Raw genomic sequence first — 16449 nt, forward strand, 5'->3', positions numbered from 1 at the left:
GTCGTGAGCGCGATGAACCCCTTTCAAGAGCTGGCTGGAAATCCGTGGCGCCGGGCGTTCACCACCACCCACAGGGTCAGCAGCAACAGGGTGGCGATCACCCAGGGGAACGTCGCCACCCCCGGTCCCTGCAGCAGCAAGGCGCCACCCACGCCGCCGCCGGCCATCGCCAGGTTCCACAGGGTGACCAGCATCGACTGCGCGGTGTCGGCGTGCTCGCCTGCTGTCTTGGCCAGTGCGGTTTGCAGCAGGGTGGCCATGCCACCAAAGGACAACCCCCAAGTTGCGGTGGCCCCATAGATCGCCAGCGGTTGATCGCCGAGCAGCCCCAATACCAGGGTGGCGCCGATAAACAGCAGGCAACCAAGGAGCACCAGCTTACGCAACCAGCGGTCAATCAAAAGACCTACCAGCCAGATGCTCAGCAAGGCTGCCAGGCCGAACACCAGCAGCACCCGCTCAATCTGCTTGCCAAGACCGGCCGACTCAAGAAAGGGCGCGATGTAGGTGTAGAGAATGTTGTGTCCCAGCACATAGGCGAAAGTCACGAACAGCACCGAGCGGACTCCTGGCAAGGTCAGGACCCGAGTCAGCGACAGGCGCTTGTGCATCCGAACTCCAGGGAAGTCCGGTACCTGAACCAGCACCCAGCCGATCAGTCCCAGGGTCAGCAGCGTCATGCAGGCGAAGCTCATGCGCCAGCCCAGCAAGCCGCCCAGCCAGGTTCCGGCGGGCATCCCCACGGACAACGCCAGCGGCGCGCCGAGCATGGCCAGGGTTATCGCCCGTCCCTGCTGGTGCGGCGCCGCCATTCGGCTGGCGTACCCGGCCAGCAGGGCCCAGAGCAGGCCGGCGAAGACCCCGGCACACCAGCGCGCCACAAGAATCAGGCTGTAGTTGGTGGAAAGGGCGGTAACGCTGTTAACCAGGGCGAAGCCGCCGATGGCGATCAACAACAGCGGTCGCCGCCGCCAGCCTTGGGTCAGGAGGATCAGGGGGATGGCGGCCAGCAGCGATCCCAGGGCGTAGAAGGTCACCAGCTGGCCGATCAGGGCGGGTGAAACGCCCAGGTCGACGCTCATCAGTGGCAGCAGGCCGGCGGGTAGCGTCTCGGTCATCAAGGTGATGAACCCGGCAGTCGCCAGGGCCAATAGGCCGCCGACAGGCAGTCGCTCGCGGGTTTCGCCAGGCGCTTGCAACAGCTCGCAGGCATTGACGGAATTGTTCATGGGCAGGTCCCGTTGGGTTGGCTCAAAGGTGAGGGGCCTAGGGTAGGGCGCTGTGCATGGCGGAAAAATGGGCTAAGGTTCCGAACTTATCGGACGCAGATGTCCTTAATTCGGGAGTGCAGAATGGACTGGCTGGGCAGTATCCCGGTGTTTGTGCAGGTGGCGGAAACCCGCAGCTTCACCGAGGCAGGGCGGCTATTGGGGGTGTCGTCCTCGGCGGTGGGCAAAAGCATCGCCCGCCTGGAGGAGCGCCTGAAGACTCGGCTGTTCCATCGAACGACCCGCAGTATCAGCCTCACCGCCGAAGGCGCGGGCTTGCTTGAGCGTTGCCGGCGGATTGCTGCCGAGGTCGAGGCCGCCGAGTTCCAGCTGTGCGATTCCTCCAGTGCACCGGTGGGCAAATTGCGCATCAGTGCGCCGCAGGTCCATGGCCTGCTGATGCCCGTGCTGGCCGAGTTCATGCAGCGCTATCCGCAGATCGAACTGGATGTGGACCTTTCCGATCGCATGGTGGATGTGGTGGAGGAAGGCTTCGATCTGGTGGTGCGTACCGGTCAACCCAAGGATTCCCGGCTCCTGGCCCGGCAACTGGGGCGCTTTCGCATGCAGTTGGTGGGCAGCCCCGGGTATTTCGAGCGGCGCGGCTTGCCCCGCAGCCCCCAGGACCTGCGGGAGCACGCCTGCCTGCGACACACCTTTCACCACACCGGCAAACTCGAGCCTTGGCCTTTCAAGCCCCAGGTCCAGCAGCCGGAGCCGTTGTTGCCTACGCGCTTTACCAGCAGTTCCATCGAAGCTGTGGAGCATGCAGCCCGCAGTGGGCTGGGTATCGCCTGCCTGCCGGACTTCATGGTTCAGGCCGCGGTAGGCCGGGGAGAGTTGCAGGTCGTGCTCGACGATTTTCTGCTGCACAACGGGACATTCTGGGTGCTGTGGCCATCAAGCCGGCACACGGCGGCCAAGCTGCGGGTGCTGATCGAGCATTTGAGTGAGCGACTTTTTCCGGCAAACAGCGGTCATTAGACTTATGTGAAATTTAAGACACCAATTACCTGCGCTGCGGGGCATTGATCTGTTGCACAATACGCGCCGGAGCGTTTTCCTCAGGATTCTCGATGTATAAATCATTTCATCTGCGCACCATGGCCGGGGTGCGGATTTCGGAGCACCGTGACCGGCCGTTTCGGTTGATCGTGACCGGTCATTTCGCTAACGCGTGACCGCTCATTTCGGTAGCAACGTGACCGATTTTCCGCCTGTTCCGAAACAGGTGGTCACGGCTTACCGAAATCGCCGGTCACGACTTAGCGAAAGCCTTCCCCTTCGTTGCGCATGACCTGATGCGCCGCCATCCTCGACCGATTTCGGGAGAGGAAGATGGCGGCGCCGCGAGTAGCCATGCGAAACATCAAAGAATGTCTGCGCCTCAAGTTTGAGGCCGGCTTGTCCCACGAGAAGATTGCCCGTGCCTTGCAGCTGTCCAAGGGCGTGGTTAGCAAGTACATCGCGGCGGCGCGGGTGGCCGGGCTGGACTGGCCGGCGCTGGTGGCCATGGACGAGGCCGCGCTGGCGGCCGCCTTGTTTGCACCGACGTCGACGAACAAGCCGCGCGGTGAGCGAGTGCTGCCCGATGTGCTGAGCATCCACCGCGAGTTGCGACGCAAGGGCGTGACCTTGCAGCTGCTGTGGGAGGAATATCTCGCCGCGCATGCGGGCCAGCCGACCTACCGCTACACCCAGTTCGTCGAGCACTACCGGCGCTACGCCCAGACGCTCAAACGTTCGATGCGTCAGCTGCACCGTGCGGGCGAGAAGCTATTCATCGACTATGCCGGGCCGACGCTGCCGGTGGTCGACCCGGCCACCGGCGAAGTGCGCCGGGCGCACATCTTCGTCGCCGCCCTGGGCGCCTCGAATTACACCTATGCCTGCGCGACGCCAGGCGAAACCCAGGTGGACTGGCTGACCTCGCTGGGCCAGGCTCTGACCTACTTTGGCGGCGTGCCGGAAATGGTTGTGCCGGACAATCCGCGCGCCCTGGTCGCCCAGCCGGATCGCTACGAGCCGGGCCTGAACCGGGCCACGCTGGAGTGCGCGCGTCATTACCAGACGGTGATCCTGCCGGCACGGCCACGCAAGCCTCAGGACAAGGCCAAGGCCGAGGTGGCGGTGCAGGTGGTCGAGCGCTGGATCATGGCGCGGCTGCGCCATCGGCAGTTCTTCAGCCTGCATGCGCTTAACCAGGCCATCGCCGAGCTGCTGGAGGATCTGAATCGGCGCCCGTTCAAGCGGCTCGATGGCTGCCGGCGCGACTGGTTCGAGCGCCTGGATCGCCCGGCCTTGCGAGCGCTGCCGGTGCATCCCTACGAGGTCGCCACCTTCAAGCGCTGCAAGGTCAGCATCGACTACCACATCGAGGTCAATGGCAGCTTCTACAGCGTGCCCTCCGCCCTGGCCCGGCAGAACGTGGACGTGCGACTGACGGCACACACCCTGGAAGTGCTGCATGGCAACCGGCGGGTGGCCAGCCACCTGCTGCTGGGGCGACGCGGCGCTTACAGTACCCAGCGCGAGCACATGCCCGCGGCGCACCAGGCGCATCGCGAATGGACGCCACAACGCCTGCTCGACTGGGGCGCGCGGATCGGCCCCTACACGCGCCAACTGATCGATCACCAACTGACCCACAAGCCGCACCCGGAGATGGGCTACCGCGCCTGCCTCGGCCTGCTCTCGCTGGCCCGGCGCTATGGCAATGCACGCCTGGAAGCCGCTGCCGAACGTGCCGTACACCTGCGCGCCTTCACCGGGCGCAGCGTGCGCAACCTGCTCCAGCAAGGCCTGGATCAACAGCCGCTGCCCCAGCGTGCCGCCGAAACGACCTTACCCGGCGACCACGAGAACGTCCGTGGCGCCGACTACTACCAACCCCCGCAACAGGAGCTGTTCGATGATGCCGCAACACACCCTGAATCAACTGCACCAGCTACGCCTGGACGGCATGGCCCGCGCCCTGGAAGAGCAATGGACGCTGCCGGCCAGCCACAGCCTGAGCTTCGATGAACGCCTCGGCCTACTGCTCGACCGCGAACTGGCCTGGCGTGACAACCAGCGCCTGGTACGGCTGCGCAAGAAGGCCAAGCTCAAGTACGCCAACGCCTGCCTGGAAGATCTCGACCGCCGCACCGGACGCGCCCTGGACGAGCGTCTGATCGCCACCCTGGCCAGTGGCGACTGGATCCGCCAGCAGCACAACCTGCTGCTGACCGGCCCGACCGGTGCCGGCAAAACCTGGCTGGCCTGCGCCCTGGGCAACCAGGCCTGCCGCCAGGGCTATAGCACCCTGTACCTGCGCACCCCGCGCCTGCTGGAACAACTGCGCATCGCTCATGGCGACGGCAGCTTCGGCCGTACCCTGCAACAGCTGGCAAAGGTCGACGTCCTGGTGCTGGACGACTGGGCGCTAGCCCCGCTGGAGGAAGGAGCCCGGCATGACCTGCTGGAGGTGATCGACGACCGCGCTGGCAGCCGCTCCACCATCCTGACGAGCCAACTGCCCATCGAGCACTGGCACGGCTGGATCAACGACCCGACCCTGGCCGATGCCATCCTCGACCGCCTGGTGCACAACGCCTACCGACTGACGATGAAAGGCGAGTCGCTGCGCCGAAAAAAAGCCGAGGAACAAGCCGCATCGTGACCGATGCGATTACAATCCAGAACCCGCGCAACCGGGGTGGAAGCACCGGTCACGTATTAGCGAAACGCTCGGTCACGTTCACCGAAATCCGCAGCCGGGGTGTTGCTGCTGACTGCGGTGGCCGGCTGTTCGTCGCACAAGACCGCCATCTACGAGCATGAAAGCTTCGATGATTCCGGCACTTTTTCGCGCAATTATCCGGTCAGCGATGCGGCCTCCTGTGAAGCCGCGCGCCGCGCGCTGCTGAGCCAGGGTTACATCATCACCAGCAACGATCCGAAACTGGTCAGCGGGCACAAGAGCTTCCAGCAGACTGGCGAGACCCACATGGAAATCAGCTTCAACGTGGTCTGCGCCCGTGACGGCAGCGGCGACCAGCGCTCGACGGTATTCGCCAATGCCCTGCAGGACCGCTATGCATTGAAGAAGGTCAACAACTCGGCCAGCCTCGGCGTTGGCGTGTTGGGCTCGGTATCGATGCCGATCGGTTCCACCGATGACTCCATGGTCAAGGTGGCCAGCGAGACGGTGTCTTCGGCCAAGTTCTATGAGCGCTACTTCGCGCTGGTCGAGCTGTTCCTGCCGCCTGAGGCCAAGAAGGCCGCGCATATCGAAGAGAAACCCAAGGCCGACCTCGGAGTTCCCGAGAGCAAGTCCGAGCCGCAAGCCAAGCCGGAAACCAAGCCCGAGCCCAAGACTTCGCAGCCAGTGGTCGAGCCTGCCGCGCTGGCCGCGCCGGCTGCCGTCGCTGAACCGGAGCCTGCTGTTTCGCAACCGCTGGCGCCGCCAGCCGAGGCCGCGCCGATCGTGCCGGCCGCCAGCAGTGAACCAGCGCCCGTCAGTGAAACCATCACGCCGCCGCCGGCCAGCCACTTGCCACCGCCGAGCGAGCCGATTCCGGCCTTGCCGGGCAGCGGTTACTAAGACGCCTACACCGAACTCGGATCGGCTTTTTCAGTGTCGATCCGATAACGTTTCAAGGCGTCGCTGATCTGCCTGTAAGGGAACTCCCCGTCATCGACCAGCGCTTTCAACGCTGCCAAGGCAATGAAGTGTTGGCGGCAATGCCGAGCAATGCCTGCAGGTTTTCCCGATTAGTGGATGGGCCGAAAACGTCGGTATCAGGCGGAAGCTGAATTGCTCATGTGCTGTTACGTTTCCATTGCAGAAATCCTGACCGAAGGGGTAGTATTTTTTCTGTCATCCCGGCACTTTATGCTGGTGCCGACGGTCAATGGACACAGAGTTATTCAATCAACCGAGAAAGGAGTCCGCGATGGACGAATACCAAGAGGAACTGCTGGAGTATCAAGCTTTCGAGCTCGATCCTCTGGAACCAGCAGAAGACGCCACCGAGCTGTAACGCCGGTGGCGTTTTTTTTAGCCGAACTGCCGATGGCTGCGGCGGAACTCTCCCGGAGTCTGGCCGTTCCAGCGTTTGAAAGCTCGTTGAAACGCCTCGGCTGAGGCAAAGCCCAACAGATAGGCAATCTCGCCGAACGCCAGTTCGGTATCGCGGATGTAGGTCATGGCCAGGTCGCGCCGGGTGTCATTGAGAATCGCCCGGAACTGCGTCCCTTCTTCCGCCAGCTTGCGCCGCAAGGTCCAGGTCGGCAGCTTCAGGCGCATCGCCACTTCTTCCAGGTCGGGCTCACGGCCCCCATTGAGCAAAGGTCCCAGCAATTGAATGATGCGCTCGCGCAGGCTGCGAGTGCGGGTCAGTTGTTCCAGCTCCCTTTCGCACAACTGCAGCAGATGACGCCAGGTACTCGGGCAATGCTCCGGGTTGCGCAGGGCCAGGCTGGCTTGGCTCAGGCGCAGCTGGTTCTGCTCGACGCCAAATTGAATGGGCGTGGGGCCGAGTACAGCGTAGGCATCGTGATAGTCCGGGCGTTCGAACTCGATTTCGATCTGTTCAGCGTGGATCGGCTGAGCGGCGACGCTGGACAGTTGCTGTAGCCAGCCGGCAATCACCGAGTCCACCACGAAGCGGTTGTAGGCGTTGTATGGGCTGATGGAGTAGAAGCGCAGCCAGGCGCCGCTGGCATCCTCGTGAAAGCTCGACTGGCCACGATAATTGGAGCCGTGCAAGGCTTCGAAACGGGTCAGGCAGCGGGCCGCTTCACGCACGCTGGGCGCCTGCGCCGCAGTGACCCCGGCCAGGCCCACCTGACTCAGGCGGCTCAGGCGGCCCATGCGCAGGCCCAGGGCCGGGTCGCCGGTGAGCTGGATCGCTGCATGGCCCAGGCGCATGTAACGTGGAATCGACAGCCGCGCCCCGGCTTCCGCCAGGCGTGCGCTGTCCAGGGCATATTGTTCGAGCAGCGGGGCGGGGTCCTGGCCGTGGCTGCGCACCGCATCGGCCAGGCTATGGACGAAGCCCACCGACAAGTCGCCCAGGCGCATCGGTGTGTTCTTCATCGCGCTACAGCCAGAGGTTCAGTAGGCGGGCGCCATGGTTGCCCTGGTCGACGAAGGTTTGGCCGTTGCTGCAGACAAAGCTCTGGCCGCTGCTGCCCTGGTCCCAGAACTGGCCGCGCAGGAACACGTTGACCCCGGCGCTGGCCTGGCTCTGGGGCGCGCGGGAAGTGAGGGTCAGGCGCTGCCAGGCTTCGCCCAGGCTTTGGGCCTCGGGTTGCAGGTTGGCTGCCGGGGGCATGTCACGCTCGCGGCGCAAAGGTTGTTTCCAGCTATCGCGACCCTTGATGAAGGCTGGCGCCACCACCAGTTGCACACCCTGCCGGTCGAGTTGTCGATAGTTGTCGGGGTACCAGCTGTCACTGCCGATCAGCACCCCGAGGCGGCCGGCCGGGGTATCGATCACCTGCAGCCCTTGCCGGGTATCGCCGCGCACGAAGCCACCTGTGGCCCTTTCGGGAAAGATCTGCCGCTGCGGCTGGCCGATCGGCAAGCCATCGCTGCCGAACACCAGGCTGCTGTTGTACAGGGCGCCGCTGCCGATCTGCAGCTGGCCCTGGTTGACGCTGGGGTCGGGCAGGATGATCGAGCCGGCCACCAGGGTCACCTGGAATTCCCTGGCCAGGCCGCCAAACAGCAGTTGGTAGTCCTTGGCCATTTTCTTCGCCTTCATGCGCAGGTAGGCGTCGTCCAGACGGCTTTGCCCCTTGGCGCCGAGCAGCGCCTTGAGGAAGGGCAGAGGGTTGCTCACCGCCAGCCAGTTCATGGCTTCGCGTTGCGTTCGAGCCTGGTACAGCTCGTTCTTCTCGCCGCCGACCATCAGCCAGGTGCCGATGTGTTCCGGCAGCACCACCACGGTCTTGGCATTCACCAGGCCCTGGTCGCGAGCCTGTTGCAGGTAGGCCGCGAGCTTGCGGTGCAGGCGCTCGGTGCTCTGGTAGTCGGTGGGAAAGAGTTCCGCCTGAATCGCCAGCAGGTTGCCATGGTCGCCAGGGGTGCCCTGATCCACCGCCAGCTGGATTCGCAGATCCGACAGGTAGTGCGCGCCCGGCCGTTCGCGGGTCCATAGGGCATAGCTGCCGAGCGCTGCGATCAGCGCCGAGAACAGGCAGAGATAGAGGAATTTGCGCATGGGGATGCAGTCAGCGACCGTGTGCAGGAAGCGGCGATTTTCGCTCAAATTGCCGTTGGAAGATATGCAAAATTAATGGGTTACTGAAAGCCGCTGCCGATTGAGCAAGGCCTGCTCCTGGTGTCGACGGCTGGTTTCCGGGCGGCTGAGGGCCTGCCAAGGGCGGATTCGCCTGCCTGGCTTCCTCACGGCTCGGCCAGGGGCGCGACCTGTTCGCGCCATAGTCGGGCCCAGTCCTGAGCCCAGCAGCAATGGTGGTCATAGCCGGAAATCACCCTGAGGCGGGTGTTGCTCGCTATTGGATGGTCAGCGATGAATGCTTTGGCCAGTTGCGCAGGCATGACGCTGTCCGCCTCGCCCACCAGGTGCAACTGCGGCACATGGGCCAGCGCCGGGTACAGGGCGGCCGGATTCAGCGAAGCCCCGAGTGGCGCGACCCGGTGATAGCGCGTCCAGGCTGCAGGATCGAGGTTGCCGGCCACCGTAACGATTCGCTCCACATCACTGCGACGTGCCGCCAGTAGCAGGGCCAGGGCGCCGCCGCCCGAGTAACCGACGATGATCAGCCGTTGTGCGCCGGCGCGCGCTTTCAGCTGGTCGAGCGCCTGATCAAGGCTTGTAACCACCTCTTCGGAAAACCGCGCATCCGTCCAGTAGCGTGCATGGCAGGGCGCGGTGGTGCCCAGGTATTGGCAAGGGCGGCCCAGGTAGGCAGCGTTGCCTGTCGGCTGCGCCATGGCCAGGCGCAGCGCCATGGGGTCCAGCGGGGTCGGGTCAGGGGAGGGCTGGCGGGTGTTGAGCCAGGCCAGGCCGTCGCCCTCGATATAGAGCGTGAGCATCTGGCTTGGGGCGTAATTGTGCGGCTCATAGGCTTGCAGTCGAAAAGCTCCGGCCTGCAACTCTAGCGCCCGCCAGTGGTGTGTGTCTGCCAGGGTCGTGATTTGCTCCCGGCGTTGATCCGGCGATGGAAGTGAAGTGCAAGCCACCAGCAAGGCGCTGATGGCCAGCAGCAATGACCGTTGCAGTCGCATGGGCGGGAGCTCCTTGAGTGGGCGCGTGTTGTCCCTGGTCGCGGGGAGTTGCCGATCGGGCCTTGTCTGCGCCGCGCCCAGGGACGCGGCAGAGCCTGGACCGGGGCAGGTTCTAGAACGCCCAGCGGGCCTTGATTGAGGCGCCTTGATGGGTGAAGCCGCTGCGCAGTTCGGCATCGTAACGCAGGCCCAATTCGCTGCCGTTGTCCAGGGTATGGGTCAGGCCCAGGCCCCCGCGGGCCAGCCATGGTTCGAGGTCCAGGCCCCTGGTGTGAAATGTCGCACCAGGCGCGCCGGCATAGGCTGAGGTGATGGCGCCGCCATCGTCGAGCACATCGTAGCCGGCGCCCAGATTGACACTGGCCACCGTGGTCTGGCTCAGGGCGTAGTTGAGCTTGCCGTCGAGGCTCAGCAGCAGTTCCTCGCTGGTGTTGCGGTCGACCTTCAGGTTGAGCGCAGCGGCGCCTTTCTCCTGATAGGCGTCGCTGCCGATCCAGGTGTAGTCGGCGCGGGCCGAAGGCACGAACGTCAGTTGTTCGCTCAGGCGCAGGTTGTGGCCGATGCCCACGCCGGCATGCAGGTTGTAGCCGTCATGGTTGCCCTTGGCGGTGGCATCGGCGAATGGCATGTGGCGGGTGCTCCTGGAACGGTTCTGGCCGCCGTCGAGCTGGTAGTTCAGCTCGGTTTCGGGAGCCAGGGCGTAGCTGCCGTAACCGATCAACTGGTAGGTGTCGATCTTCACGTTCTGCGGGGCGATGCGCGAATCGTTGCTCAGGTCGGTGCGGGCATAGGCGAATGCCAGGCCCAGGCGCGCGTACTCGGAGGTGGCGGCATCGGCGCCGATTGCCAGGCCCTGAGTGTTGGCGTCGTAGCCGGAGACACCCCCTCGTGCGTCCTGTTCGGCCCAGGAGCCGAATGTCTTGATCCACAGGTTGTTCTCGGCCTGCACGGCGTCGCCGGAGGACAGCCCGCTGTTGCTTTCCTGGCGGGCCTGGATCACCCGGTTGATGCCGGCCAGGGTGCTGCTGGTGGCGTTCCGGGCGTTACCGGCGGCTGTTGGCAGGGTTTGCGAAACGGCGTTGGAGACGTCCCTTTCGCTGCTCAGGCCGACGAAGTGCCTGGCCAGCTCGCCAGTGGGGTTGGCGCTGAAGGCCTGGTCGAGTACCCGGGCGGCGCCCAGCGCAGGGCTGTTGCCCAGGTTGCGCACGCTTTGTTCCACCAGCCCGCCAGGGCTGCCATCGGAGCCGCCCGCGGCGGCCAGGGTCAAGTCCACTGCATTGCCGTTCTTGATCGCGCCGAAGTTGAACAGCAGGGAGTTGTCGGTGACGGCAAAGGTGCCATCGCTGACCAGGGTTCCAGCGCTGAGAATGCCCTGCAGGCTCTTGCTGTTGAAGCGATAGCCGGGGTCGGTCACATCGACGTCGATCCTGGCGTTGCTGGGCAGGCTGGCGACGCCATCGACCCGCAGTTGGGCGTAGCTGCTGTCATTCGCCACGCCAATCTTCAGGGTGCCGCTGGCGCTCTGCGAATAGTCGCCGTGCACGGTGCCGGTCACATCGCTGGCCAGGGCCAGGGTGCCGCTGTTGTGCAGGCCGTTGCTCAGGCTCAGGCCATTGGCCATGGCGCTGGTGGATGGGCTGTTGCGCAGATTGAAGAGGGCGCCCTGTTCCACGTTGAAGCTTCGTACCTGGAAGGCATTGCTGCTGCTGAACACCGCGCCGGATTTGACGCTGACATCGCTGGTGCTGGCACGCACATCGCCCTGGAAGGCCGCCGTGTCATTGCCGCTGATGTCGATGTTGGCCAGGCTCGCGCCGCTGTCGGAGGCAACATAGACGGCATACTTGCCGCCCTGGATGAGCCCGCTGTTGCTGAGCCTGTCGACCGTGGAGTGGCTACCGATGTTCAAACCGATGTCGCCGCCCTTGAGGGTTGCCGTGGATTCGTTGGCAATGCTGTTCAGGGTGCTGGCCTGCAGCTGCAGCCCGGTCAGCTTGCCCTGCAGGATGCCTGAGTTGACCAGGCCGGCGAGATTGCTTTGCTCAAGCAGAACGCTTGCCGTGGTGCCACGGCCATTGAGCAGGCCCTGGTTCCACAAGGTGCCGGCGATGCTGCTGCCCGTCAGCTGGATCGCCCCGGCCGAGCCATCGATCACACCCAGGCTGCTGTTGCTGAAGTTGCCGCCGATGGTGAAGCCGTTCAACTCCACCGCTGCATGTTCGTCGCTGCCCTGGTTGCTGATCTGGCCGTTGTTGAGCAGGTCGCCGTCGATGGTGCTCGAAGCACCACGAATGGCTGCGGCGCCGCCGTTGCTGGTGATGCTGCCGTCGTTGATCAGATCGCCGTTGATCGAGGCGTTGTTGAGCAGCTGTATGGCGTTGCCGGCTGCCGCGTTGTAGATGGAGCCCGAAGCCTGGTTGTGCAGTACGCCGATGCTCGCGTTATTGACCGATACCCCGGCCCCGTTGACGTTGTAGCCACTGATGCTGCCCGCATTGATCAACGAACCCAGGCGGAAGCCATTGGCGACGGCGACCCCGTTGTTGCCGCCCTGGATCGTCGAATCCTGCTGGTTCAACAAGGCCCTGCCATTGTAGTTGCCCGACAGGTTGACCCCGTTGCCGATGCTGGTGCCAATCACTGTGCCGTTGTTGGTGATTCGCACGAAGCCCTTGGGCGCGGTGATGGCATCGCCGTAGATCTTCATCAGCGTCGCGTTGACCTCCAGGCTGCCCTGGCCGGAGGAGTGCAGGGTGCAGCTGTCGTTACCGCTGCCGTCGTCGGCGATCTCCACCTCAATGGTGTTGCAGCGCTCCTGAGCCTGCACCATGCCCGGGCTGGCCAGGGCCAGGCAGCCGCTGCCCGCCGCAGCCAGCAACAGGCGCGAGCGACCGCGCGTGCCGCAGGTAGCGGTGGGTTCGTCGGTGGCCAGCGATGCCAGGCGGGCATGGCTGCAGATAATACGGAAAGCGCGCTTCATACTGCTCCTCGGGGTGGCTGTGCAGGCCGGGTGAGAAATGACGCGCGAATCTAACAGGCTGAAACGTTCTAAAACTGAGCAAATCTGAGCGATTGTCGAATAAGTGCTGCGCGATTTGATCATTAAGTTGTCAGTTACGGTCATTGAGCCGCGGGTGTCCTGCTCTTAGGCTGTGCAGCACTACTGATGGAAGCCGCAGAGCTTCCGCATTTTCCCGTGATTGCCCGATCTGGAGTGACACCATGGCTGGAGCACCTTACCCGCATTTGCTGGCCCCCCTCGACCTGGGTTTCACCACCCTGCGCAACCGCACCCTGATGGGGTCCATGCACACCGGCTTGGAAGAGAAGCCCGGCGGCTTCGAGCGCATGGCGGCATATTTTGCCGAGCGCGCCCGGGGCGGCGTGGGCCTGATGGTCACCGGCGGCATCGGCCCCAATGATGAGGGCGGGGTGTATTCCGGCGCGGCCAAGCTGACCACCGAGGAAGAGGCCCTCAAGCACCAGATCGTCACCCGCGCGGTGCACGAGGCCGGCGGCAAGATCTGCATGCAGATCCTCCACGCCGGGCGCTATGCCTACAGCCCCAAGCAGGTGGCGCCCAGCGCGATCCAGGCGCCGATCAACCCGTTCAAGCCCAAGGAGCTGGACGAGGAAGGCATCGAGAAGCAGATCCGCGACTTCGTCACCTGCTCGACCCTGGCCCAGAAGGCCGAGTACGACGGCGTCGAGATCATGGGGTCGGAAGGCTATTTCATTAACCAGTTCCTGGCCGCCCACACCAACCATCGCACCGACCGCTGGGGCGGCAGCTATGAGAACCGCATGCGCCTGCCGGTGGAAATCGTCCGCCGGGTGCGTGAAGCGGTTGGTCCGAACTTCATCATCATCTTCCGCCTGTCGATGCTCGACCTGGTGGAAGGCGGCAGCACCTGGGAAGAGATCGTGCAGCTGGCCCAGGCCATCGAGCGGGCTGGCGCGACCCTCATCAACACCGGGATCGGCTGGCACGAAGCGCGGATCCCGACCATCGCCACCAAGGTGCCGCGGGCCGCGTTCAGCAAGGTCACGGCCAAGTTGCGGGGTTCGGTGAGCATTCCGCTGATCACCACCAACCGCATCAATACTCCGGAAGTCGCCGAGCAGATCCTCGCCGAGGGCGATGCTGACATGGTGTCCATGGCCCGGCCGTTCCTGGCCGATCCGGATTTCGTCAACAAGGCCGCTGAAGGCCGCGCCGACGAGATCAATACCTGCATCGGCTGCAACCAGGCCTGCCTGGACCACACCTTCGGCGGCAAGCTCACCAGTTGCCTGGTCAACCCCCGGGCCTGCCATGAAACCGAGCTCAACTACCTGCCGGTCAAGCAGATCAAGAAGATTGCCGTGGTCGGTGCCGGCCCGGCGGGCCTGTCCGCTGCTACCGTGGCCGCCGAACGTGGGCATCAGGTGACCCTGTTCGACTCCGCCAGCGAGATCGGCGGCCAGTTCAATATCGCCAAGCGGGTGCCGGGCAAGGAAGAGTTCTACGAAACCCTGCGCTACTTCAAGCGCAAGCTGCAGACCAGCCATGTCGAGCTGTGCCTCGACACCCGGGTGGATGTGGCGCAACTGGTGGCTGGCGGTTTTGATGAAATCATCCTCGCCACTGGCATTGCCCCCCGCGTACCGGCGATCCCCGGGGTTGAGCACCCCAAGGTCCTGAGCTACCTGGACGTGCTGCTGCAGCGCAAGCCGGTGGGCAAGAGCGTGGCAGTGATCGGTGCCGGTGGCATTGGCTTCGACGTTTCCGAGTTCCTGGTGCACCAGGGCGTGGCCACCAGCCAGGATCGCGAAGCGTTCTGGAAGGAATGGGGCATCGACACCCAGCTTGAGGCCCGTGGCGGCGTGGCCGGAATCAAGGCCGAGCCCCATGCGCCGGCGCGTCAGGTGTTCCTGTTGCAGCGCAAGAAATCCAAGGTCGGCGACGGCCTGGGCAAGACCACCGGCTGGATCCACCGCACCGGGCTGAAGAACAAGCAGGTGCAGATGCTCAACAGTGTCGAGTACCTGAAGATCGACGATGCTGGCCTGCACATTCGTATTGGCGAAGCGGGTGAGCCCCAGGTGCTGGCGGTGGACAACATCGTCATCTGTGCCGGTCAAGACCCGCTGCGCGAGCTGCAGGACGGCCTGGTGGCGGCGGGGCAGAACGTGCACCTGATTGGCGGTGCCGATGTGGCTGCCGAGTTGGACGCCAAGCGCGCCATCAACCAGGGGTCGCGCCTGGCGGCCGAGCTGTAACCCCCTGCGGCGCAGTCTGCCAGCGTGTCGAGCTGGTAGACTGCGCTCCCTTGCTTGCCGAACCCGCTGCCGATGTCCTTTCCTGAATCCTTCGACTGGTTACCCCAGGCTCCGTTGCAACGCCTGGAGCTGGACTGGCTGACCCGGGCCGGGGTCGAGGTGGCGGTATTGCGCCTGGACCTGATTGATCCGCTGATCAGCGGCAACAAGTGGTTCAAGCTCACCGAGCACCTGGCGGCGGCCCGCAGCCTGGGCGCCCAAGGCGTCATCAGCCTCGGCGGCGCCCATTCCAATCACTTGCATGCGCTGGCCGCAGCCGGCCGGCGTTTTGCCTTTCCCACGGTCGGGCTGTTGCGCGGCCATCCTCAAGACACCCCGACGGTCCTCGACCTGCAAGCCTTTGGCATGCACCTGCATTGGCTGGGCTACGCCGGTTACCGCGAACGCCACGCTCCCGGCTTCTGGGCGCCATGGCAGGCCCAGTACCCGGAGTTGTACCCGGTGCCTGAAGGCGGCGGAGGGCTGGCCGGTGCAGCGGGCTGCATGACCTTGCGCGATCAGGTACAGCGGCAGTTGCCGAGCCTGGGCTGGAACGACTATCACGCCTGGTGGCTGGCTGCCGGCACCGGCACTACCTTGGCCGGGCTGGTGCTGGCGGAGGCCGGGGCACGTCCGGTGTACGGCGCGCTGGCGGTGCCCGAGGATCACGGCGTGACGCAGCAGGTCGAGAGCATTTTGCAGCAGGCCGGACAGGGGCACGGCGGTTACCAGCTGCTGGACAGCAGCCGTGGCGGTTTTGCCCGGGTTGACGATGCGTTACGCGGGTTCATCCAGCTCACCGAGCAGCAGTGCGCGCTGCCCTTGGAGCCGTTGTACACCGGCAAGGCCTTGCTGGCCTTGCAGGAGCAGGTAATGGCCGGGCGCTTTGCTCCGGGTTACCGATTGGTCTTCGTGCACACCGGCGGCTTGCAGGGCCGCCGCGCGCTGCTGGCTCAGGCCTGACCGCGCTGGCGCCACATGCGTTGCAGGGTGTTGTCGCGCATCACGTAGTGGTGATAGAGCCCAGCCAGGGCATGCAGGCCGATCAGCCAGTAACCGATGCTGCCCAGCAGCTCGTGCCAGCCCTGGAACTGCTTGGCCAGGGCCTTGTCCTCTTGCACCAGCAGCGGCAGGTCGAAACCGTAGAACATCACTTGATGGCCCTTGGCGCTGGTGGTCAGCCAGCCGAGGATCGGCATGGCGATCATGAACAGGTACAGCGCCCAATGCATCAGAGTCGACAAGACGCGTTGCCACTGCGGCGGGGTGGGCAGGATCTTCGGTGCCACGCCCTGGGCGCGGGCGAACAGACGCAGCCAGACCAGCGCAAACACGGTCAGGCCGAGCATGAAGTGAGCTTCGACAATCAGCGTGCGACCACCGCTGCCTTTGGGAAAGATGCCGCGAAATTCGATACAGGCGTAAACCACCGCCAAGAGCACCAGCATCAGCCAGTGCAAGGTGATTGTCATGGTGCTGTAGCGAGACTCAGTGTTCTTCCAGGGCATACGGGACATCCTCGGTCATCAGGTCTGAAGCCTCCGTTCTTGAATGACGGAGTGGTTTAACTGTAATCCGCTTTCCCCGGGTTTGCCTGAGCCGCTTGTGGCTTTTATCGCCCGTGCCAGAGCTTTGGCG

General features: G+C 64.4%; 12 protein-coding genes. 6 read left to right on the forward strand and 6 right to left on the reverse strand.

Annotation, left to right across the window (positions count from 1 at the left end):
* Positions 1-23: 23 nt before the first annotated feature.
* Entirely contained in the window at positions 24-1229 is a 1206-nt protein-coding gene (locus tag BLV47_RS10165; RefSeq protein WP_092312905.1) for an MFS transporter, read from the reverse strand.
* 123 nt (positions 1230-1352) lie between these two features.
* Here BLV47_RS10165 and BLV47_RS10170 point away from each other — a divergent pair, with 123 nt between their 5' ends.
* The 4 genes from BLV47_RS10170 (at position 1353) to BLV47_RS10185 (ending at position 5853) form a co-directional block, all read left to right on the forward strand.
* Positions 1353-2252, forward strand: a complete 900-nt coding sequence (locus tag BLV47_RS10170; protein ID WP_092312908.1) for a LysR family transcriptional regulator — start codon at positions 1353-1355, stop codon at positions 2250-2252.
* A 354-nt stretch (positions 2253-2606) separates the two neighbouring features.
* Entirely contained in the window at positions 2607-4292 is a 1686-nt protein-coding gene (istA, locus tag BLV47_RS10175) for an IS21 family transposase (RefSeq protein ID WP_062838241.1), read from the forward strand.
* Positions 4180-4929: an IS21-like element IS1474 family helper ATPase IstB gene (gene istB, locus BLV47_RS10180; protein WP_062838242.1), complete on the forward strand. Its 750-nt coding sequence runs from the start codon at positions 4180-4182 to the stop codon at positions 4927-4929. The genes istA and istB overlap by 113 nt, the downstream gene beginning before the upstream one ends.
* A 99-nt stretch (positions 4930-5028) precedes the next feature.
* Positions 5029-5853, forward strand: coding sequence for a DUF2242 domain-containing protein (locus tag BLV47_RS10185; protein ID WP_092312911.1), 825 nt, complete (start codon positions 5029-5031; stop codon positions 5851-5853).
* Positions 5854-6309: 456 nt separating this feature from the next.
* Here BLV47_RS10185 and BLV47_RS10190 read toward each other — a convergent pair whose 3' ends face one another.
* From BLV47_RS10190 to BLV47_RS10205, 4 genes are all read right to left on the reverse strand, one after another.
* Positions 6310-7350, reverse strand: coding sequence for an AraC family transcriptional regulator (locus BLV47_RS10190; protein WP_092312914.1), 1041 nt, complete (start codon positions 7348-7350; stop codon positions 6310-6312).
* A gap of 4 nt (positions 7351-7354) precedes the next feature.
* Positions 7355-8479, reverse strand: coding sequence for a carbon-nitrogen hydrolase family protein (locus tag BLV47_RS10195; RefSeq protein ID WP_092312917.1), 1125 nt, complete (start codon positions 8477-8479; stop codon positions 7355-7357).
* Between the two features lie 185 nt (positions 8480-8664).
* Complete coding sequence (locus BLV47_RS10200) at positions 8665-9510, reverse strand: dienelactone hydrolase family protein (RefSeq protein WP_143038255.1); 846 nt, start codon at positions 9508-9510, stop codon at positions 8665-8667.
* A 112-nt stretch (positions 9511-9622) separates the two neighbouring features.
* Positions 9623-12490: an autotransporter outer membrane beta-barrel domain-containing protein gene (locus BLV47_RS10205; RefSeq protein ID WP_143038256.1), complete on the reverse strand. Its 2868-nt coding sequence runs from the start codon at positions 12488-12490 to the stop codon at positions 9623-9625.
* Positions 12491-12732: 242 nt separating this feature from the next.
* Here BLV47_RS10205 and BLV47_RS10210 point away from each other — a divergent pair, with 242 nt between their 5' ends.
* Positions 12733-14772, forward strand: coding sequence for an NADPH-dependent 2,4-dienoyl-CoA reductase (locus BLV47_RS10210; protein ID WP_092312923.1), 2040 nt, complete (start codon positions 12733-12735; stop codon positions 14770-14772).
* 72 nt (positions 14773-14844) lie between these two features.
* Positions 14845-15774, forward strand: a complete 930-nt coding sequence (locus BLV47_RS10215; RefSeq protein WP_092312926.1) for a 1-aminocyclopropane-1-carboxylate deaminase/D-cysteine desulfhydrase — start codon at positions 14845-14847, stop codon at positions 15772-15774.
* On the opposite strand, the gene BLV47_RS10220 is transcribed toward BLV47_RS10215, so the two are convergent.
* The gene (locus BLV47_RS10220) at positions 15765-16319 is read right to left on the reverse strand and encodes a cytochrome b (RefSeq protein ID WP_092312929.1); all 555 of its coding nucleotides are present in this window, start codon (positions 16317-16319) and stop codon (positions 15765-15767) included. The two genes, BLV47_RS10215 and BLV47_RS10220, sit on opposite strands and share 10 nt — an antisense overlap.
* Positions 16320-16449 lie beyond the last annotated feature (130 nt).

This window comes from Pseudomonas saponiphila, from assembly GCF_900105185.1.
In the GTDB taxonomy this organism is placed as follows: domain Bacteria; phylum Pseudomonadota; class Gammaproteobacteria; order Pseudomonadales; family Pseudomonadaceae; genus Aquipseudomonas; species Aquipseudomonas saponiphila.